We start from the raw sequence: 19,231 nt of genomic DNA on the forward strand, positions 1-19,231 counted from the left end.
GGCGGACGTCGTCCCGCGCCGCCGCGACCCCGCGCCGCCGACCGGCCGCCCACCAAACCCCGGGCCCGCGACGCCGACCGGGGCGCGGGCACGCCGGCGCCGGGTGAGATCTGGTGGGCCGACGTGCCGTACGCCGACGGCAGCGGGTCCAAGGTCCGGCCCTGCCTGGTGCTGCGCGCCGACTCCCGGGGCGCCGACGTACTGAAGATCACCAGTCAGGACAAGAGCGACCGGGACGACCACGTCCGCATTCCCACCCGGAACTGGGACCCCGGCGCCGAGCACGACAGCTACCTGAGCCTCACCGAGCCGACCCGGATCAGCTCGGCCGCCTTCGCCGACCGCGCCGGAAACTGCGACGCCGACCTGTGGCGACGGGTCCGCAGCCTGCACCACCTGCCCACCCGCTGACCGTCCCCCGCCCCGTCCGGCTCCCGTCGGTCACCCAACTCCTGCTGACGGGATCGGCAGCGGGGACCTGGATCAGTCCCAGGCCGCGCCGAGCGTGGCGAGCTGGTCGGCGTACTCGATGCGGTCGACCCAGCCGGGCGGCCAGGCGGTCATCCCGGCGGCCGCACCCACGAAGGCGGCGGCCAGGGCGGCGATCGAGTCGGAGTCCCCGGCGGTGGTCGCACCCCGGGCCAGCGCCGCGACCGGGTCGTCGGCGTGCCTTACGGCGCAGAGCAGAGCGGTGGCCAGCGCCTCCTCGGCGACCCAGCCCTCCCCGGTGGCCCGGCACGGATCGCCACCGTCGTCCGGCTGCCCCAGGGCGTCCGTCAGCCGGGCCAGCACCGCCAGGCACTCGTCCCAGCCCCGGGCGATGAAGTCCGCCGCGGTGCCGGCCCCGGCGCGCTGCCAGAGGTCACCCAGCCACCGCTCCCGGTACACGCGGCGCTGGCTCCGCGCCCGCTCGGTGAGAATCGCGGGAAGAGCGGGCAGCCCGGCGCCCCCGCGCAGGGCGAAGACCGCGTACGCGGTGAGCTCGCTGGCCGCCAACCCGGTCGGATGGCCGTGGGTCAGCCCGGCCTGCAACTGCGCCAACCCGGCCAGCGTGTCCAGATCCACGTCGAGCAACCCGACCGGCGTGACCCGCATGTTGGCCCCGCACCCCTTGGACCCGGCCACCGTGGCCTCCTGCCAGCGGAGCCCGCGACCCAGGTCGGCGCAGGCGCGCAGGCAGGTCATGCCGGGGGCGCGGTTGTTGTCCGGGCTGACCGCCCAGGCCAAGAAGCGCCGCCGGAGCAGCGGCTCCACCCCCTGCGGGGTGAGCGACGGAGCCTCGTGCAGCGCCCAGCCCACCGCCAGCGCCATCTGGGTGTCGTCGGTGACCAGCGCCGGCTCGCCGGTCAGCTCGCGCGGACCGGCCGGCCCGTACCGGTGCTCGATCTCGGCGACGGTCAGGAATTCCGTCGGCTTGCCGAGCGCGTCACCATAGGCAAGGCCGAAGAGCGAGCCAGAGGCGCGCAGAGGGTCGTGGGTCACGGCGGCCATGATGCCCGGCCGCCGCGACCCACGCCAGGGTCAGTCCCAGCAGAGACAGAACGGGTGGCCGACCGGGTCGGCGTAGACCCGGAAGCCCTCGCCCTCGCCGGGCAACCGGCGGGCGCCCAGTGCGAGCGCCGCCTTCTCGGCGGCCTCGATGTCGTCCACCGTCACGTCGAGGTGGAACTGCTGGGGGCGCTCCGGGTCCGGCCAGGCCGGCGGACGCAGGTTGAGCGCACGCTGGAACGCCAGGCGGGGCTGGTGCCCGGGCGGACCGCCCAGCACCACCCACTCGTCGTCATCGGAGTCACCCTCGGCCAGGGCTACACCGAGCAGCTCCGCGTAGAACGCCGCCAGTGCCCGCGGATCGGGGCAGTCGATCACCACTGAACGTAGCTGTCCAATCATGTCCGTCATCCTGCCCAGCGGGTACGACAGGAAACCTCAGTCCTCGGCGAGCCGCCGGCCGGCGTCCCGGCACGCGGCCAGCACCACCCGGGCGTACTCCGGGCTGGCTCCGGCCAAACCGCAGGCCGGGGTGATGACCACCTGCTGGGCGAGCTGCCGGCGGGGGAACCCGAGCCGGTCCCAGAGCTGGCGCACCCGGTCGGCCACCTGCGCGGACGTCGGCGCCTGGCCGGTCGACGGCGGTCGGGTCGGCACGGCCCCGGCCAGCAACCCGAGGCCGGCGTCGATCGCCTCGCCCAGCGGGTCCAGCTCGGTGAGCAGGTCCAGGTCGAGGGCCACCCCGGCGGCGCCCGTCGAGCGGATCAACTCCAGCGGCACGTCCGGGGCGCAGCAGTGCACCACGGTCGGCACGCCAGCGGCCTCGACGACGGTGCGCAGCAGCGCCGCCGCGTCCGCCGACTCCACCGCCCGGTACGCGCCCAGCCCGCTTTCGGTGGGCACCCGCCCGGCCAGCACGGTCGGCAGCGACGGCTCGTCCAGCTGGAGCAGCACCGAGGCGCGGGGCAGTCGTCGGGCGACCGCGGCGACGTGCGCGCGCAGCCCCTCGGCGAGGGAGCCGGTCAGGTCACGGACCGCGCCGGGGTCGCGCAGCAGCCGGCCGCCGATCGGCAGCTCCAGGGCGGCGGCCAGGGTGAGCGGGCCGCCGGCCTGCACCTTGATCGGGCCCGCGTACTCCTCGGCCTGCTCGGCGAGCTGGTCCAGGTCGCGTTCCATCAGGTCGCGGGCCCGACGCAGGTCGCGACCCGGGCGCGGGGCGACCCGCCAACGCCCGCTGTACAGCTCGACGGGCAGCTCGACCAGCAGCCCCGCGCTGCGGCCGATCAGGTCGGCTCCCGGGCCGCGGGCCGGCAGCTCGGGAAGGTGGGGCAGCGCGGGAAGCTCACCGAGGACCACACGCTGGGCCTCGGCGATGTCGGTGCCGGGCAGCGAACCGATGCCGGTCGCGGCGCCGGCCGGCCAGGGCCACACCTGATCTGTCACGGCGGAAGGGTATCCGGTACGCCGGCCGCCCGGGCCGCGACGGCCAGGGCGATGGTGTGCCGGGTCAGCCGGTGATGGTGGCGGAGCCGAGGACCACGTCGCCGGCCGGGTCCGGCCGGTACGCCACCACGGCCTGGCCTGCGGCGACGCCGCGTGCCGGCCGGCGCAGCTCGGCGTGGAGCGTGGCGCCGTCGAGGGCGACGGTGGCCGGCACCACGTCGCCGTGCGCGCGCAACTGCACCTCGCACTCGACCGGCGCGTCCGGGCGTGGGCCACCCGTCCAGACCGGCCGTTCGGCACGTACCCGGGACACCTCCAGCGCCTCGGCCGGGCCGACCGTCACTGTGTTGGTCTTGGGCGTGATGGAGAGCACGTAGCGCGGCCGGCCGTCCGGGGCGGGCCGGTCCAGGTGCAGCCCGCGACGCTGGCCCACCGTGTACGCGTACGCCCCGGTGTGGCTGCCGACCACCGCGCCGGTGCTCGCGTCCACCACGTCGCCGGGCGCCTCGCCGAGGCGGCCGGCCAGGAAGCCGCGGGTGTCGCCGTCGGCGATGAAGCAGATGTCGTGCGAGTCCGGCTTGTCGGCCACCGCCAGGCCACGCTCGGCGGCCTCGGCGCGGACCTGCGCCTTGGTCGAGTCGCCGAGCGGGAAGATCGAGCGGTCCAGCTGCTCGCGGGTGAGCACGGCCAGCACGTACGACTGGTCCTTGGCCACGTCGACACTGCGGCGCAGCAGCCCGTCGGGGCCGAGGCGGGCGTGGTGGCCGGTGACCACCGCGTCGAAGCCCAGGGCCACCGCCCGGTCCAGCACCGCGGCAAACTTGATCTTCTCGTTGCAGCGCAGGCAGGGATTCGGCGTACGACCGGCGGCGTACTCGGCCACGAAGTCGTCCACCACGTCCTCGTGGAACCGGTCGGCCATGTCCCAGACGTAGAACGGGATGCCGATCACGTCGGCGGCCCGCCGGGCGTCCCGGGAGTCCTCCAGCGTGCAGCAGCCGCGCGCCCCGGTCCGGTAGGTCTGCGGATTGCGGGCCAGCGCCAGGTGCACCCCGGTCACGTCATGCCCGGCCGCCACCGCCCGCGCCGCCGCCACGGCCGAGTCAACCCCGCCCGACATCGCCGCCAACACCTTCACCAGCTGACTCCCTTCCCTCCTCCAGCCTATCCACCCCGGCCGGCGACCCTTCGCGCCCGCACCCGACCCAGCTCCATCCCGGCCCTGGCCGGGGGGTGTCAGCGGGGGGTGCGGAGGGCGGCGGCTCGGCGGGCGCGGTCGACGGCGGCGGGGAGGGCCGCGATGAGGGCGTCGATCTCGTCCTGCGTGCTGGTGTGCCCGAGCGTGAAGCGCAGCGAGGAGCGGGCGCGGTCGTCGTCGGCGCCCATCGCCAGCAGTACGTGCGAGGGCTGGGCCACCCCGGCTGAGCAGGCCGAACCCGTCGAGCAGGCGATGCCCTGGGCGTCGAGCAGGAGAAGCAGGGCGTCACCCTCGCAGCCAGGGAAGGAGAAGTGCGCGTTGCCGGGCAGCCGGTCGACCGGGTCGCCGTTGTAGACCACCTCGGGCACCGCCCGGCGGACCCGCTCGATCAGGTCGTCGCGGAGCGCGGCCACCCGGGCCGCGTACTCCTGCTGGCCCTTCACCGCCGCCTCGACAGCGACCGCGAAGGCGACGATGCCGGCGGTGTCCAGGGTGCCGGAGCGGACGTCACGTTCCTGTCCGCCGCCGTGCAGCAGCGGCGTGGCCGCCACGTCCCGGGCGAGCAGCAGCGCGCCCACCCCGGTCGGGCCACCCAGCTTGTGTCCGGTGACGGTCAGCGCGGCGACGCCGCTCGCGGCGAAGTCGACCGGCACCTGCCCGACCGCCTGGATGGCGTCGGTGTGGAACGGCACGCCGTGTTCGGCGGCGACGGCGGCCAGTTCGGCCACCGGCTGGATGGTGCCGACCTCGTTGTTCGCCCACATGGCGGTGACCACGGCCACCCGGTCGGCGTGCGCGGCCAGTTCGGCGCGCAGGTCGTTCGGGTCGAGTCGACCGGCGGCGTCCACCGGCAGCCAGCCGACCTCGGCCCCCTCGTGCTGGGCCAGCCAGTCCACCGCGTCAAGCACCGCGTGGTGCTCGACGGCACTGGAGATCACCCGCCGGCGGTCGGGGCCGGCCCCGCGCCGCGCCCAGAAGATGCCCTTGACCGCGAGGTTGTCGCTCTCCGTGCCGCCGCCGGTGAAAATCACCTCGGACGGCCGGGCACCCAGCACGGCGGCGACGCGCTCGCGCGACTCCTCGACGCGGCGGCGGGCACGGCGACCCGCCGCGTGCAGGGAGGACGCGTTGCCGACCTCGCGGGCGGTGGCGACGTACGCCTCCAGTGCCTCGTCGAGCATCGGAGTCGTCGCCGCGTGATCCAGGTATGCCATCACCGTTCAGCCTACGGCTGACCGGGCGGGGACCGGATGCGGGAGGGGGCCCGGCCGACAGCCGGAACCCGCGACCCTCCCTGGGCGTGGCACCGCCGGGGCGGGAAGGGCGCGACCCTCCCCACCTCGACCCCCGGGTCCGCCCGTCGAACGGCCGCGGTCGAGCCATCCGGTCAGGCCGGCACCGCGGTGACGACGATGTTGTCCCGGTACCTGCGCGCCGCGGCGTCGAACGGCCCTCCGCAGGTGATCAGGGTCAGCCGTGGCTTGCCGTCCCGGGCGAAGTACCGGTCCAGCGGGATCCTGGTCTTGGCGTACTCCTCCCGGGCGACGACCCGGTACCGCCGGGCCTTGCCGTCGCTGCCGGCCGCGGTCAGGGTGTCCCCCTGGCCCAGCTCGCGCAGCCGGAAGAACGCTCCCCTGCCCTGCCTGGCGCTGTCCACGTGGCCGGCGATGACCACCGAGCCGGCGTCCGCCTCCAGGCCGGGGCCGTACCGGTACCAGCCGATCCGGTCGACGCTCGGCGGCACCTCGAACTCGTTGGTCCGCTGGTTGATGCCGACCGCGTCGACCGTGGCGGTGACGCCGATCTCCGGGATCACCAGGCGGACCGGCGGGACGGTCACTGCGCCGGCCGGCAGTCCCCCGGCGGTGACCGGGACCGACGGGGCGGCCGCCGGCGGCGCGGCGGTGGCGGTGGCCAGCGCGCTCGCCTCCTCGGCGCCGACGTCGTCGGCGGGCTGGGAGCCGCACGCCACCAGGGTCGCGACGGTGAGCGCGGCAACGCCGGCGGCCAGGGCCGCCAGCGCGCCGCGGTTGCGAACCGTCACTTGCGGCCGGTCCGCGCGGTGGCCATCCGCACCCCACCGCCGAGCAGCAGGAGTACGCCGGCACCGGTGAGCACGTACCACCAGGTGTCCACGCCCGTGCCGGCCTGACCACCGTCACCGCTGGGCACGCCGCCCGGGGCGGAGTGCAGGCCGGTGATGGTCTGGGCGACCACGTCGAGGTTCTTGGCCTCGGCCGAGCCGATCGCGTAGACGATCGTCGCGGTGCCCTCCTTGAGGTTGAGGTCCGCCGGGCCGATGGCAACGGTGTCGGTGCCGGCGAGCACCACGTCCGCCTGCACGCTGCCCGCGTCGACGTCGCCCTTGGCCTCGTTCGGGTTGGTCAGGCCCTCGAAGACCGGGGTGCCACCGGCACGGACGTCCACCTCCGGGGCGGCGGCGGTGTGCCGCACGATCAGCCGGGCCTTGCCGGCGTCGACCGTGGAGACGTCGTTCGCGAACGGGGTGATCTTCGGCTGGCCGGCGGCGTCGAGGTGTGCCGCGATGCTGATGTTCGCCCCGCCCGGCACCGCGGCGTCGTCGACCTTGAGGATCGCCTTGTCGATCGCCTCACCGGGCTTGGTGAGCGCGATGTCGTACTCGCCCTCCTCCAGGTTCAGCGGGCCGGCCACGTCGCCGGGCTTGAAGTTGTCGAGGGTCTTCTTGCCGTTGACGTAGACGTCGACCGGGGTGTCCGGGATGCCGTGCACGACGGAGACCTTCGACGTGGCGGCGTACGCGGGGGTGGCGGTGAACGCGCCGACGCCGGCGAAGGCCAGCGCGGCGACGGCTCCACCGGCGGCGACCCGACGGAAGTACGAGAGCTGCATGTCTGCCTCCTGCTGATTGGTGCTGATTCGTCAGGCCTGGCTTGCAGAACGGGTTACGCCGGCTCCGCGACGGGTGGATGCGATCGGACGTGGATTTCTTTTTTCGGCCCGGTCCGCATCCGAACCGGGTCCGGGGAACGAAGAGCTTGGTGAGATGACATCGACGGGGAGAGTGGGGCGGAGGCTGTGGGAGTTACAGTCGGGCATGCCCCATCGAAGGCGAGCAGCCCGATGACGGCGTCCGGACAGGAACCCGACCTCCCGGTGGACGACCTCGCCCTCCGGTTCCGCGCTGGCGACGAGGTCGCGCTCCGCGAGGCGTACGACCGGTACGGCCGCGCCGTGCTGCACCTGGCCACCTCCATGCTGGCCAACCGCAGCGACGCCGAGGACGTGACCCAGGCGACGTTCGTCGGCGCCTGGCTGGGGCGGGAGACCTTCGATCCGGCCAAGGGTTCGCTGATCGGTTGGCTGCTCGGCATCGGCCGGCGCAAGGTGATCGACCGGATGCGGGCCACGGCCCGGGAGACCCGGGTGGTCGAGACCGTCCGCCAGCTGCCCGAGCCGGCGCAGAGCGGTCCCGATCCGGACCGGGTGGTCGATCGGCTGGTGGTCGCCGACGAGCTGGCTCGCCTGCCGGACGACCAACGACGCATGCTGGAGCTGGCGTTCTACGACGACCTGACCCACCAGCAGATAGCCGCGGTGACCGGCGTGCCGCTGGGCACCGTGAAGAGTCACATCCGGCGCGGCATGGCGAGCTTGAAACGCAGATGGGAGGTGGACGGTGCAGCACCTGGACCACGACCGGCTGGTCTTTCTGGCGCTCGGTGAGAGCGAGGCGGACAACGGGGAGAGCACCCACCTCGACACCTGCGCGCACTGCCGGGTGGAGATGGAGAGCCTCCAGCAGGTGGCCGGGCTCGGCGCGGAGACGCAGGGGTTGGCTGACCTGCCCGACCCGCCGGAGCACGTCTGGCAGGGCATCACGGCGGAGATCAGCGCCGCGGAGGCCCTGCCGTCGCTGACCGAGACGCGTCGACGGCAGGTGGCCGGGCCGATCAGCGGTACGACGGACGAGCCAGCGGGGCCCGGTGCCACCGGTCGGACGACCCGCTCCCGGTCCCGCCGTCGCGCTCGCCGGTCGGGCTGGGCGGCCACCGCGGTCACCGCGGTCGCGGCCGCGGCGGTCGGCGTGGTGGGCACGGTGTCGGTGCTGCGCCAGGACGACCCGGAGCCCGCTCCGACGCAGCCGGTGGTGGCCAGCGCGCCGCTCGCTGCCTTCGGTTCGACACCGAAGTCGGCCCAGGGTGACGCGCGGGTGCTCCAGAACGGCCAACTACATCTGCACGTGGCGAATCTCCCGCGCGTGTCGGGGTACTACGAGGTCTGGCTCATCAACCCGACGACCATGGAGATGTTCTCGATCGGCACCCTCGGTGCCGACGCGGACGCTCTGCTGCCACTGCCCCCGAATGTCGACCTGAAGAGCTACACGGTGGTCGACGTCTCCGCCGAGCAGTACGACAACAACACCCGTCACTCCGGCGACAGCCTGCTGAGGGGCACCCTGACGGGCTGATCGGCGGGCCGGCTCAGCTCCCCGGCCCGCCGATCAGCTCCCTTTCCACCGCCGGGAAACGACGAGTTCCATGCGGAAACGACGAGTGGCCGCCCGACACCCGGGCGGCCACTCGTCGTCGTACGGTCCGGCGCGCCACCGTTCGGCGGCGCCCCGGGAGCGTCACTTGCGCTTGCGAATCTCCTCGGCGGCCTGCGGAACGACCTTGAACAGATCCCCCACCACGCCGAAGTCGGCCAGCTCGAAGATCGGCGCCTCGCCGTCCTTGTTGACCGCGACGATGGTCTTCGAGGTCTGCATGCCGGCGCGGTGCTGGATGGCACCGGAGATGCCGAGCGCGACGTACAGCTGCGGGGAGACCGTCTTGCCGGTCTGGCCCACCTGGAACTGGTGCGGGTAGAAGCCGGAGTCGACCGCGGCGCGGGACGCGCCGACGGCGCCGCCGAGCAGGTCGGCCAGCTCCTCGACCAGCTTGAAGTTGTCGGCGTTGCCGACGCCGCGACCGCCGGAGACGACCACGCCGGCCTCGGTCAGCTCGGGGCGGGAGCCCTTCTGCTCGGCGACCCGGTCGACGACCTTCGCCAGCTTGTCGGTGTCGGTGACCGACACGGTGAGCTGCTCGATCGCCGGGGTGGCCGCCGCCGGGGTCGGGTTGACCGAGTTGGGGCGGACGGTGACCAGCGGCAGGCCCCTGGTGACCTTGGACTTGACGATGGTGGAGCCGGCGAAGGCGACCTGCGTGGCGGTGCCGTCGGCGTCGAGGCCGACGACATCGGTCAGGATGCCGTTGTCCAGCTTGACGGCGAGCCGGGCGGCGATCTCCTTGCCCTCCTGCGCCGAGGCCAGCAGCACGGCGGCCGGCTGCACCCGCTTGACCAGCTCGGCCAGCACGGTGGCCTTGGGGGCCACCAGGTAGCCGTCGATCTCGTCACCCTCGGCGGCGTAGATCTTCTCCGCGCCGTACTCGCCCAGCTTGGCGCTCAGCGCCTCCGCGGCGCCAGCACCGCCGAGCACCACCGCGCTCGGGGTGCCCAGCTCGCGGGCGAGGGTGAGCATCTCCAGGGTGACCTTCTTGACGCCGAATTCCTTGGTGGCTTCGACGACGACGAGAACCTCAGACATGTCCAGACCCCGCTCTCACACGAACTTCTCGGTAGCGAGGAACTCGACCAGCTTGACGCCGCCCTGGCCCTCGTCGGTGATCTTGGCGCCGCCGGACCGCGGCGGGCGCTTGGTGTGCTCGACGACGGCGCTGGTGGCGCCGTCGAAGCCCACCTCGGTCTGCGCGACCCCGAGGTCGGCCAGGGAGAGCGTCTGCACCGGCTTCTTCTTGGCGGCCATGATGCCCTTGAAGGAGGGGTAGCGCGGCTCGTTGATGGTGTCCCAGACGGAGACCACGGCCGGGGTAGCGGCGGTGACGACCTCGTAGCCCTCCTCGGTCTGCCGCTCGACGGTCAGCGTGGCGCCGTCGACGGTGAGCTTGCGCGCACCGGTGAGCGCCGCGACGCCGAGCCGCTCGGCGATCATGTGCGACAAGACCTGGACCCGGCCGTCGGTGGACTCCGCGCCGCAGATCACCAGGTCGGCGTTGAGCTGACCGAGCGCGGCGGCGAGCACCTTCGAGGTGGCCACCGCACAGGAACCGTGCAGGGCGTCGTCCAGCACGTGGACGGCCTTGTCCGGGCCCATGGAGAGCGCCTTGCGGATCGACTCGGTCGCCCGGTCCGGACCCATGGTCAGGATGGTGACCTCGCCGCCGTGCGCCTCCTTGATCTTCAGCGCCTCCTCGATGGCGTACTCGTCCATCTCATTGATCACGTTGTTCGCCGAACCGCGGTCGACGGTGTTGTCGTCATTGCGCAGGTTGCGGTCCGCGCCCGAATCAGGCACCTGCTTGACGAGTACGACGATATTCATCGCGCTTCGACGACCCTCCTGTGTGGTGTTGCGATTCGCTCGCCCGGTCTCGGGCGCAGCCTCGCGCGTCGGTCGACGCCGGGTCAACCGCGGAGTGCTGTGCGGTTGCCCACGGCGCAATGTTACCTGCCAGTAGGTTGCGGCCCCCGGGGCACTCAGAGTGACACAGCTCACCGACGCCGGCCGCGGAGCAGGCCGGTCAGGCCAGCGCGCCCCGGATCCGGTCGATGACCGCCGCCTCCTCCGGGGCCACCCCGTCGTGCGCCCGCGCCACCCGGTCCGCCGCGGTCAACACCACCGCGCGGTACGCGTCCACGTCCGCCGGTGACTTCTCCCGCAGGATCCGCATCGCCCGGTCGAGAGCCGGCAGCACCACCGACTCGATCTCCAACTGGGAGTCCCGGGGCATCCGGGGCAGCGGACCCGTGGTCAACGCCTCCTTGACCACCCCGCTGGCGCCGGCCAGCGCGCCGGAGGCGGCGACGCTCTCCCGGATCACGCCCAGCATGCCCGGCTCGGCGTTGGAGACCAGGAAGACGGCCCCGAACGCCCCCGTCTTGAGGGTCAGCCGCTCCTCGTCCGTCAACCGTTGCTCCATGATCACGGAGTGTAGACGTACGGGGTGGTGGTGGTGACCGGGACGAGGCCGAGCCGCTGCAGGATCGGCCGGCTGTCCTCGGACGCGTCGACCTGCAGCAGCGTCCGGCCCCGCTGGTCGGCCAGCCGCGCCCGGTAGGTGACCAGCGCCCGGTAGATGCCCTTGCGCCGCCACTGCGGCAGGGTGGACCCGCCCCAGAGCGTGCCGAAGCGGCTGTTCGCCGGGAACCGCACCCAGCCGGCGCTCACCACCGTCTCGTCCGCCTCGGCCACCACCACCGTGATCGAGTGCGGGTCGGCGTCGATCTCCTTGGCCAGCCCCCAGACCAGGTGCGAGCGGTCCGCCTGCCAGACCTCCTCCTCCATGGCGGCGATCCGCTCCAGGTCGGCCCGGGAGGTCACCTCACGCAGGCGTACCCCCTCGGGGGCGACCGGTAGCGCGGCCGCCAGGGGCGCGACCGGCCCGACCACCACGGTCTCCCGCTCCTGCGCCACGAAGCCGGCCGCGCGCAAGCGGTCCGCCAGATCCGCCGGCTCGTCGTGCCCGTTGAGCTTCCACTCCACCGACTCGCCGCGCTGGCGGAACAGCTCCACCTGCCGGGCGATCAGCTCGTCCAGCGCGTCGCCGGTCAACCCGCCCAGGTCGCGGTAGGTGAGGAATCCGCCGGCGTCGAGCCCGATGATCCGGACCAGCGGCCCGTCCCGCTCCACCGTCACCCCGGCCGGGACCGGATCGGGGATCTCCGGGCGGAGCTGGTTGTCGTAGGCGGCGCGCAAGGTCATCACGTCAAGGTCGGTCACCGGCTCAGGTTAAGCGGCAGGACAAGCGGATAATCGGCAGCGTGAGGGAAGCGATCAGGCGGTGGTTCGACCCGGCGGACCTACGCTCGGTCGGCGAGACACCCGACTACCGCTTCTCCCTGGCCAACGAGCGCACCTTCCTGGCCTGGCTGCGCACCGGCCTGGCGCTGGTCGGCGGCGGCCTGGCCACCGCGCAGTTCCTGCCGCCGCTGCCGCTGGCCCACCTGCGGGAGGCGATCTCCGTCGCGCTGCTGCTGCTCGGCGGCGCCGTCGCCGTCCGCGCGGTGGACCACTGGGCGCGGACCGAACGGGCCATCCGGCTCGGTCAGGAGCTGCCCGCCTCCCGTTTCCCCGCCATCCTCGCCCTCGCCGTCGGTGCCGGCGCGGCGCTGCTGGTGGTCGCGGTGCTGGTCCGGGCGATCGGCGAATCGTGACCGGCGAGCCGGGCCGGGCGGTGCACGGCGGGCGTGACCCCGGGCTGCAACCGGAGCGGACCCGGCTGGCCTGGCGACGGACGGCGCTGGCGCTGACCGTGGTGACCGCGCTGGCCGTCCGGCTCGGGTCGACCGGCGACCCGAGCGGCGCGCTGATCGCCGGCGCCGCCGTGCTGCTCTGGGGGGCGGTGCTCGTGCTGTGCTGGTCGCGGGGCACCGGAACGGGACCGGCGCGCACCGGCGGTCGGACACTGCCCCTGGTCGCGCTGGCCATCGCCGGGCTCGCGCTGCTCGGTGCGCTACTGGTGGTTCGCGGACTGTGGTGACGGGACCGGGTGAGCCATGATAGGTGCATGGCCCGGCTGTACGTACTCCTCTTCCTGGTGCAGATCGTCCTCGCCGTCTGCGCGCTGATCAGCTGTCTCTCCGCCGAGGAGGGCCAGATCCGCGCCCTGCCCCGGATCGCCTGGGTGCTGATCATCTTGTTCTTCCCGCTGGTCGGCTCGATCGCCTGGTTCGTCGCCGGCCGGGAGCCCGGCTCCGGCGCCCGCAAGGCCTGGCCGACCGGCAACCGCCCCGCCGAGCGCCGCCGCCCGGTCGCCCCCGACGACGACCCGGAATTCCTCCGCTCCGTGCAGGAGCGCTCGCAGCAGCAGGACCAGGAGCTCTTCCGCCGCTGGGAGGAAGACCTGCGCCGGCGCGAGGACGACCTGCGCCACCGCGACGGCGAGCCGCCGCGCGAGGGTGACCGGCCGGAGGTGTGAGACCCACCCGCGCCTGGCCACCACACCTTGGCCACCGCGCCCGAGCAGGTCACGGCGGCCCAGGCCGACAGCCGCGGGTCACACCCGACGCTTGAGCCCACGCACCGCCAGCGGAGCGAAGATCACCGCGATGCCGGCGCCCCAGAGCAGCGTCTGGAGCACCGGGCCGGCGACCGGGCCGCCGACCAGGAGGCCGCGTAGCGCGTCGGCCACCACGGTCACCGGGTTGACCTCCACCCAGTTCTGCAGCCAGCCGGGCATGCGGTTGGTGGGCACGAAGATGTTGCTGGTGAAGGTCAGCGGGAAGATCACCATGAAGCCGAAGATCTGCACCTTGTCCGGCTCGCTCACCAGCACCCCGACCAGCACCGAGATCCAGGACGCGGCCAGCGTGAACGCCAGCAGCAGCGCGAACGCCCCGACCACCCCGAGCAGCCCGTTGCCGACCCGGAAGCCCAGGATCGCTCCGACGCCGAGCAGCAGCGCGATCGACCAGGCCTGCTTGACGGTGTCGGCGAGGATCCGGCCGGCCAGCGGCGCCCACCGGGCGATGGGCAGCGCCCGGAGCCGGTCAAAGACGCCCTTGGTGAGGTCGTTGTTCAACCCGAACCCGGTCGTCATGGTGGCGAAGAGCGCGTTCTGCACCATGATGCCGGGCAGCATGAAGGTGAGGTACTCGCCGGAGGACCCGGCGATGGCGGTGCCGAAGACGTAGGTGAACAGCAGCACGAACATCACCGGCTGGATGCTCAGGTCGAGCAGCTCCATCGGGTTGTGCTTGATCTGCACCAGGCTGCGCCAGGCCAGCGTGAAGGTATGCCGCAGCCCGGCGGCGGGACTGAGCCGGCGGGCCGGCGTCAGAGCAGGGGCGAGAGTGGCGGCGGTCATGCGGGGGTCCTTTCCAGGTCGGTGCCGGCCGGGGCGTCCTCGGCCCGGTGGCCGGTGAGGGAGAGGAAGACCTCGTCCAGACTGGCGCCGCGCAGCGCCAGCTCGGCGACCGCGATCTCGGCCGCGTCGAGGCGGCTCACCACCGCGGGCAGCACACCGGGGTCGTTCACCGCGACGGTGACCGCGTTCTGGGCAACCTCGGGAGACGCGCCGGACACCGCGTGGGCGATGGCGGTCACGGCGCCCAGGTCGGCGAGGTCGGCCGGTCGCACGGTGAGGGTCTGACCGCCGGTCTTGGCCTTCAGCTCCTCCGGCGTGCCCTGCGCGATCACCCGGCCGTGGTCGACCACCGCGATCTCCCCGGCGAGCTGGTCGGCCTCCTCCAGGTACTGGGTGGTGAGCAGCACCGTCACCCCGTCGGAGACCAGGGCGCGGACGATGTCCCACAGGTCGTTGCGGCTGCGCGGGTCCAGGCCGGTGGTCGGTTCGTCGAGGAAGAGCACCTGCGGCCGGCCGACCAGGCTGGCGGCGAGATCCAGCCGGCGCCGCATACCGCCGGAGAAGGTCTTGGCGGCCCGGTCGGCGGCGTCGCTGAGCTGGAAATCGGCGAGCAGTTGACGGGCGCGCTGCTTGGCGTCGGCCCGGCTCAGCCCGAGCAGCCGGCCGATCAGCAGCAGATTCTCCGCGCCGGTCAGGGTCTCGTCGACCGATGCGTACTGGCCGGTCAGACCGATCAGTTGACGCACCTGATGGGCGTCGCGGACGACGTCGAAGCCGCCGACCGTGGCACGGCCCTCGTCGGCGCGCAGCAGGGTGGCGAGCACCCGCACCGCGGTGGTCTTGCCGGCGCCATTCGGCCCGAGCAGGCCGAAGACGGTCCCGGTCGGAACCGCCAGATCAACGCCGGCGAGGGCGGTGGTGGCGCCGAAACGCCGCACCAGGCCCTCGGCGCGGATCGCGTAGTCCATCGCAACTCCCTGTCGTCTCCGGTGGTGACACCACCATGGGCGACAGGTCTGACATCCCCGCCGATCCCCGGCTGACGTTACGACGACCGGCGCCGACATTCCGCTGATTTAGCTGCCGGACGACGCCGCGCCGCCGCCCGCTGGGGGGCGACGGCGCGGCGGCGGGTGCGACTCAGGCCAGGTTCGACGACCGGGGGTACGCGTCGGTCGGGTCAGTGAGCACGTTGACCAGGTACGGCACTCCGGCGTCGAACGCCCGCTGCAGGGCCGGCCCCAGGTCGGCGGCCTTGGCGACCGTCTCCCCCGCGCCGCCGAGCGCGCTGACCACCGTGTCGTAGCGCAACTCCGGCTGGAGGTCGGCCGCGACGTCGTAGCCGTACATGGCCCGCATCGGGTGCTTCTCCAGACCCCAGATGCCGTTGTTGCCGACGACGATCACGACCGGCAGCTTCTGGCGGACCAGCGACTCGACGTCCATCAGCGAGAAGCCGGCGGCCCCGTCGCCCATCAGCACGCAGATCTGCCGATCCGGGTGACTGACCCGGGCGCCCATCGCGTAGCCCATGCCGGTGCCCAGGCAGCCGTACGGGCCCGGGTCCAGCCAGGTGCCGGGCTGCGCCGGCTCCAGGTACCGCCCGGCGTACGAGACGAAGTCACCGCCGTCGCCGATGGTGATCGCGTCGCGGGCCAGCACCCGGCGCAGCTCGCCGTAGATCCGCGCCGGCCGGATCGGGTCGGTCTCGGCGGCCATCTCGGCCGCGTCGCGGGCCCGGGCCGCGTCCTCGGCGGCGCGCAGGTCAGCGATCCAGCCGCTGTGGTCGGCCCGGTCACCCGCGTGGTCGGCCAGCGCGGAGAGGATCAGGCGCAGGTCGCCGGCGGGTGCGGCGGCCGGCTGCACATGCCCGGCGCGCTGGCTGGGCGCGTCGACGATGTGCACCACCTTGGCGTCACCGAAGTCACCGAAGCTGAGCCGGAAGTCCAGCGGGGTGCCGACCACCACGACCACGTCGGCGCCGGAGAGCGCGGCCCGGCGGGCCTTGGCGAAGGCGAGCGGGTGCTCCGGCGGGAGCGAGCCACGGCCCATCCCGTTGGTGAAGACCGGCACCTGCAACGCCTCGGCCGCCTCCCGCAGCGCGGCGACCGCGTCGCCGGCGTACACGTCGGAGCCGGCGATGATGACCGGCCGCTGCGCCCCGGCGATCAGCGTCGCGGCCCGGGCGACCTCCTCCGGGTCCGGCTCGACCGGGTCGATGCCGGTCGGCGCGGGCACGTCGGCCTCGGCGACCGAGAAGACCGTCTCCAGCGGGAAGTCGAGGAAGGCCGGCCCGCGGTGCGGCGTGAGCGCCGCGGTGAGCGCCGCACCCACCGCACGTGGGATGTCGTCGGTGCTGAACACCGTCTCGGCGTGCTTAGTGACCGGGGCGACCAGCGGCAGGTGGTCCATCTCCTGGAGGCTGCCCGAGCCCCAGCGGAACGCGGGCGCCCTGCCCCCGAGCACCAGCACCGGGGAGGCATTGAAGAAGGCACTGGTCATGCCCGAGATGCCGTTGGTGACGCCGGGCCCGGCGGTGAGCACGGCGAGGCCGGGACGACGCTGAAGCTTGGCCACCGCCTCGGCGGCGAAGACGGCGGACTGCTCGTGCCGGACGTCGTAGATCGGGAAGCCGGTCTTGTGCGCGGCGTCGTAGAGCGGGAAGACGTGCCCGCCGGAGAGGGTGAACATTTCGCGCACCCCGTGCGCCCGCAGCGCCGCGAGCGCCAACTCCCCGCCGTGACCTTCGACCCGCTCCGTCATCGCCGCTCCCCTTCGTCGCTTCAGACCGGAGGCCCACGCTACTGGCCGGTAGGCAGAATGTGAACCGTTCTCGGCTCACCGTCGGGGCGGCGGCACGGACCGCGGCCCCGGCCGGTCAGCGGCCCGTGAAGCCCGGCTTGCGCTTCTCGACGAACGCCGCCATGCCCTCGCGCCGGTCGTCGGTGGCGAACAACGCCGCGAAGAGCTGACTCTCCCAGGCCAGGCCCGAGTTCAGGTCCATGTCCAGGCCACCGTCGACCGCCAGCTTCGCCGCGCGCAGCGCCTGCACCGGCCCGGTCAGGTACGGCTTCACCAGCGCGACCGCCGCCTCGTACACCTCGGCTGCCGGGACAACCCGGTCGGCCAGGCCGATGCGCAACGCCTCCTGCGCGTCCACCATCCGCCCGGACATGATCAGATCCTTGGCGCGGGCCGGGCCGACCAGCCGGGCCAGCCGCTGGGTGCCGCCGGCGCCGGGGATGATGCCCAGCTTGATCTCCGGCTGGCCGAGCTTGGCATCCTCGGCCACCACCCTCCAGTCGCAGGCCAGGGCCAGCTCACAGCCACCGCCGAGGGCGTAACCGGTGATCGCGGCGACCACCGGCTTGGGGATCCGGGCGATCGCGCCGAGCGCGCTGGACAGGTCCGCGGCCCGGTCAGCCATGTCCACGTAGGACATCTCGGCCATCTGCTTGATGTCCGCGCCCGCGGCGAAGACCTTCTCCCCGCCGTACACGATGACGGCGCGGACCTCCGGATCGGCGGTCGCCGCCGTCGCGGCGGCGCGCAACTCCTCCTGCACCTGGGTGTTGAGCGCGTTCATCGGCGGCCGCTCCAGCCGGATGGTGCCGATGCCGTCCTTGGTCTCCAGCCGAACGAACTCGCTCACGCTGCCCTCACTTCCTCGTCGAAGTCGCGTGCCAACCTTACGACCCGGCTCGTTGGGGTAAGTAGTCTGGTGTCAGCCCCGCGGGCGGGAGTCCAGCCATGATCACCTATTACGACGACAGGTCGGTGCAGGTCACCTCCACCGCCGTCCGAGTGGACGGCCGCAGCTACGCGCTGGCCGACATCACCATGATCTGGCACCGCCGGGGCAGCCGCTCCTGGCGGGTGCTCGTCGGGCGGGGTGCGATCGGCGCCGCGCTGGCCGGTCCGCTGGTCGCGGCCGTGCTCGGCATCGCCGTGGCCGTCTGGCTGCACCGCTCGCCCACCGTGACGATCGCGATCGTCGGCGCGTCCGTGCTGGTGGGGCTGGCCGTCGGCCCGATCGCCGACTTCCTCTTCGAACACCTGGACCGCTCGTACGCCCGGGGCAGCCGGCAACTGGAAATCTGGGCGCGCTGGCGCGGCCAGCCGGTACGACTGCTGCGCACCGGCGACGCACTGCGCTTCGGTCAGATCTACCGGGCGGTGCAGCGCGCGGTCGAACGCAACCACCCCGCCCGCCCGGCCACCCGCCGATAACGGCCAACCTAGAACGAGATCTTGGACAGTTACCGTTCGGCGTGGACGGTAACTGTCCAAGATCTCAGCCGATCGACCGTCGGCGCTGTCGCTGGCCGCCGTCGACGCGCTGCCGGGTTGCCGGCGGGTGGTTAGGCTTGGTGATGACCCTCTATTACCGGGACGACGCGGTGCAGGTGACCTCGGAGTCGATCCGGGTGGGTGGTCAGGTCGTCGCACTTCCCGACGTGACTTTCGTCTGGCACGCACGCGGCCCGAAGACGCTCGCGGTACGCGGCCGGGTGCTCGGTCGCGGAGTCCTGGTCCTGCTGCTCTCCCTGCCCCCGCTGGTCGCGCTGGTCTGCGTGCTCTCGCTCGCCTACACGGCGCAGGACCGGGGCAACTGGAAGATGGCGCTGATCATCCTCGCCGCCTGTGCGGTGGGGGCGCTGGCGTTGACCCCGTTTCTGGAAATTCCGCTCGGCTGGCTGGACCGCTCGTACGAGCGCGGCAGCCACGTGCACGAGCTGTGGATACAGCACCACGGGCGGGAGCAGTTGATGCTGCGCACCCCCGACGCGTTACGGTTCGGGCAGATCTACCGGGCCGTGCAGCGCGCCGTCGAGCAGCAGGGGGAGCATCGATGACCAGTCGCCGTGGCGAGGCCGCCGCCCTGGCCGGGCTGCTCGCCGCGGCCGGCGTCACCCACCTGCTTCGCCCCGGCGTCTACGACCCGATCGTGCCGCGCGCGCTGCCCGGCCCAGCCCGCTTCTGGACGTACGCCAGCGGTGTCGCCGAGCTGGCGGTGGCGGCGGCCGTGGCGCACCCGGCCACCCGGCGCTCCGGTGGTCGGGCCGCCGTCGCGCTCTTCATCGCCGTGCTGCCGGCGAACGTGAAGATGGCGGTGGGCTGGCGGCACCGGCGTCCGACGAAGCGGGCCATCGCCTACGGCCGGGTACCGATGCAGGCGCCCCTGATCTGGTGGGCGCTGCGCGTCGCCCGCACCGACCGCTGACGCCGGAACCGGCCGCCGTCGAGC

24 protein-coding genes are annotated in these 19,231 nt (G+C 73.2%); 9 read left to right on the forward strand and 15 right to left on the reverse strand.

The window, feature by feature from the left end; all coding sequences use genetic code 11:
- A partial coding sequence (locus tag ACWD6N_RS27725; protein ID WP_450005272.1) for a type II toxin-antitoxin system PemK/MazF family toxin occupies positions 1 to 411 on the forward strand: 411 nt, incomplete at its 5' end.
- Between the two features lie 72 nt (positions 412 to 483).
- Here ACWD6N_RS27725 and ACWD6N_RS27730 read toward each other — a convergent pair.
- From ACWD6N_RS27730 to ACWD6N_RS27760, 7 genes are all read right to left on the reverse strand, one after another.
- Positions 484 to 1,491: an ADP-ribosylglycohydrolase family protein gene (locus tag ACWD6N_RS27730; protein WP_450005273.1), complete on the reverse strand. Its 1,008-nt coding sequence runs from the start codon at positions 1,489 to 1,491 to the stop codon at positions 484 to 486.
- A 30-nt stretch (positions 1,492 to 1,521) separates the two neighbouring features.
- Positions 1,522 to 1,890 carry a VOC family protein gene (locus ACWD6N_RS27735; protein WP_450005274.1) on the reverse strand — a complete coding sequence of 123 codons (369 nt, stop codon included), beginning with the start codon at positions 1,888 to 1,890 and terminating at the stop codon, positions 1,522 to 1,524.
- Between the two features lie 36 nt (positions 1,891 to 1,926).
- Positions 1,927 to 2,931 carry a methionine synthase gene (locus ACWD6N_RS27740; protein ID WP_450005275.1) on the reverse strand — a complete coding sequence of 335 codons (1,005 nt, stop codon included), beginning with the start codon at positions 2,929 to 2,931 and terminating at the stop codon, positions 1,927 to 1,929.
- 64 nt (positions 2,932 to 2,995) lie between these two features.
- The gene (gene mnmA, locus ACWD6N_RS27745; RefSeq protein WP_450005276.1) at positions 2,996 to 4,069 is read right to left on the reverse strand and encodes a tRNA 2-thiouridine(34) synthase MnmA; all 1,074 of its coding nucleotides are present in this window, start codon (positions 4,067 to 4,069) and stop codon (positions 2,996 to 2,998) included.
- Between the two features lie 98 nt (positions 4,070 to 4,167).
- Positions 4,168 to 5,343, reverse strand: coding sequence for a cysteine desulfurase family protein (locus tag ACWD6N_RS27750; protein WP_450005277.1), 1,176 nt, complete (start codon positions 5,341 to 5,343; stop codon positions 4,168 to 4,170).
- Positions 5,344 to 5,516: 173 nt separating this feature from the next.
- Positions 5,517 to 6,173 carry a class F sortase gene (locus ACWD6N_RS27755; RefSeq protein WP_450005278.1) on the reverse strand — a complete coding sequence of 219 codons (657 nt, stop codon included), beginning with the start codon at positions 6,171 to 6,173 and terminating at the stop codon, positions 5,517 to 5,519.
- Complete coding sequence (locus ACWD6N_RS27760) at positions 6,170 to 7,000, reverse strand: DUF4397 domain-containing protein (protein ID WP_450005279.1); 831 nt, start codon at positions 6,998 to 7,000, stop codon at positions 6,170 to 6,172. The genes ACWD6N_RS27755 and ACWD6N_RS27760 overlap by 4 nt, the downstream gene beginning before the upstream one ends.
- Positions 7,001 to 7,231: 231 nt before the next feature.
- On the opposite strand from ACWD6N_RS27760, the gene ACWD6N_RS27765 reads away from it, so the two are divergent.
- Positions 7,232 to 7,834: an RNA polymerase sigma factor gene (locus tag ACWD6N_RS27765; RefSeq protein ID WP_450005280.1), complete on the forward strand. Its 603-nt coding sequence runs from the start codon at positions 7,232 to 7,234 to the stop codon at positions 7,832 to 7,834.
- The gene (locus ACWD6N_RS27770) at positions 7,788 to 8,582 is read left to right on the forward strand and encodes an anti-sigma factor (RefSeq protein WP_450005281.1); all 795 of its coding nucleotides are present in this window, start codon (positions 7,788 to 7,790) and stop codon (positions 8,580 to 8,582) included. The genes ACWD6N_RS27765 and ACWD6N_RS27770 overlap by 47 nt, the downstream gene beginning before the upstream one ends.
- A 162-nt stretch (positions 8,583 to 8,744) precedes the next feature.
- On the opposite strand, the gene ACWD6N_RS27775 is transcribed toward ACWD6N_RS27770, so the two are convergent.
- The 4 genes from ACWD6N_RS27775 to ACWD6N_RS27790 form a co-directional block, all read right to left on the reverse strand.
- Entirely contained in the window at positions 8,745 to 9,704 is a 960-nt protein-coding gene (locus ACWD6N_RS27775; RefSeq protein WP_121652417.1) for an electron transfer flavoprotein subunit alpha/FixB family protein, read from the reverse strand.
- Between the two features lie 15 nt (positions 9,705 to 9,719).
- Positions 9,720 to 10,499, reverse strand: coding sequence for an electron transfer flavoprotein subunit beta/FixA family protein (locus ACWD6N_RS27780; RefSeq protein WP_450005282.1), 780 nt, complete (start codon positions 10,497 to 10,499; stop codon positions 9,720 to 9,722).
- A gap of 199 nt (positions 10,500 to 10,698) precedes the next feature.
- The gene (locus ACWD6N_RS27785; RefSeq protein ID WP_354967026.1) at positions 10,699 to 11,097 is read right to left on the reverse strand and encodes a hypothetical protein; all 399 of its coding nucleotides are present in this window, start codon (positions 11,095 to 11,097) and stop codon (positions 10,699 to 10,701) included.
- A gap of 2 nt (positions 11,098 to 11,099) precedes the next feature.
- Positions 11,100 to 11,897, reverse strand: coding sequence for a GNAT family N-acetyltransferase (locus ACWD6N_RS27790; protein WP_387326916.1), 798 nt, complete (start codon positions 11,895 to 11,897; stop codon positions 11,100 to 11,102).
- 41 nt (positions 11,898 to 11,938) lie between these two features.
- Here ACWD6N_RS27790 and ACWD6N_RS27795 point away from each other — a divergent pair, with 41 nt between their 5' ends.
- Genes ACWD6N_RS27795 through ACWD6N_RS27805 form a run of 3 tightly spaced genes read left to right on the forward strand, consistent with a single transcriptional unit; the run spans position 11,939 to position 13,095 of the window.
- Entirely contained in the window at positions 11,939 to 12,331 is a 393-nt protein-coding gene (locus tag ACWD6N_RS27795) for a YidH family protein (RefSeq protein ID WP_354967028.1), read from the forward strand.
- Positions 12,328 to 12,657: a DUF202 domain-containing protein gene (locus ACWD6N_RS27800; protein WP_354967029.1), complete on the forward strand. Its 330-nt coding sequence runs from the start codon at positions 12,328 to 12,330 to the stop codon at positions 12,655 to 12,657. Before ACWD6N_RS27795 ends, ACWD6N_RS27800 begins: the two co-directional genes overlap by 4 nt.
- Before the next feature lie 27 nt (positions 12,658 to 12,684).
- Positions 12,685 to 13,095, forward strand: coding sequence for a PLD nuclease N-terminal domain-containing protein (locus ACWD6N_RS27805; protein WP_121675266.1), 411 nt, complete (start codon positions 12,685 to 12,687; stop codon positions 13,093 to 13,095).
- 78 nt (positions 13,096 to 13,173) lie between these two features.
- Here the strand turns inward: ACWD6N_RS27805 and ACWD6N_RS27810 are convergent, their stop codons facing one another.
- The 4 genes from ACWD6N_RS27810 to ACWD6N_RS27825 all read right to left on the reverse strand — a co-directional run bounded on the left by ACWD6N_RS27810 (position 13,174) and on the right by ACWD6N_RS27825 (position 17,635).
- Entirely contained in the window at positions 13,174 to 13,983 is an 810-nt protein-coding gene (locus ACWD6N_RS27810) for an ABC transporter permease (RefSeq protein ID WP_354967030.1), read from the reverse strand.
- Positions 13,980 to 14,951: an ATP-binding cassette domain-containing protein gene (locus tag ACWD6N_RS27815; RefSeq protein ID WP_354967031.1), complete on the reverse strand. Its 972-nt coding sequence runs from the start codon at positions 14,949 to 14,951 to the stop codon at positions 13,980 to 13,982. Before ACWD6N_RS27815 ends, ACWD6N_RS27810 begins: the two co-directional genes overlap by 4 nt.
- Before the next feature lie 172 nt (positions 14,952 to 15,123).
- Entirely contained in the window at positions 15,124 to 16,746 is a 1,623-nt protein-coding gene (locus tag ACWD6N_RS27820) for an acetolactate synthase (RefSeq protein WP_354967032.1), read from the reverse strand.
- Between the two features lie 115 nt (positions 16,747 to 16,861).
- Entirely contained in the window at positions 16,862 to 17,635 is a 774-nt protein-coding gene (locus tag ACWD6N_RS27825) for an enoyl-CoA hydratase/isomerase family protein (protein ID WP_450005283.1), read from the reverse strand.
- Between the two features lie 98 nt (positions 17,636 to 17,733).
- On the opposite strand from ACWD6N_RS27825, the gene ACWD6N_RS27830 reads away from it, so the two are divergent.
- From ACWD6N_RS27830 to ACWD6N_RS27840, 3 genes are all read left to right on the forward strand, one after another.
- Positions 17,734 to 18,213 (forward strand): DUF6232 family protein, encoded by a 480-nt coding sequence (locus ACWD6N_RS27830; protein WP_354967034.1) that lies wholly within the window; start codon positions 17,734 to 17,736, stop codon positions 18,211 to 18,213.
- Between the two features lie 143 nt (positions 18,214 to 18,356).
- Positions 18,357 to 18,839, forward strand: a complete 483-nt coding sequence (locus tag ACWD6N_RS27835; RefSeq protein WP_387326905.1) for a DUF6232 family protein — start codon at positions 18,357 to 18,359, stop codon at positions 18,837 to 18,839.
- The gene (locus tag ACWD6N_RS27840; protein WP_354967036.1) at positions 18,836 to 19,207 is read left to right on the forward strand and encodes a DoxX family protein; all 372 of its coding nucleotides are present in this window, start codon (positions 18,836 to 18,838) and stop codon (positions 19,205 to 19,207) included. The genes ACWD6N_RS27835 and ACWD6N_RS27840 overlap by 4 nt, the downstream gene beginning before the upstream one ends.
- Positions 19,208 to 19,231 lie beyond the last annotated feature (24 nt).

The sequence above is a fragment of the Micromonospora sp. NPDC005163 genome (genome assembly GCF_053599835.1).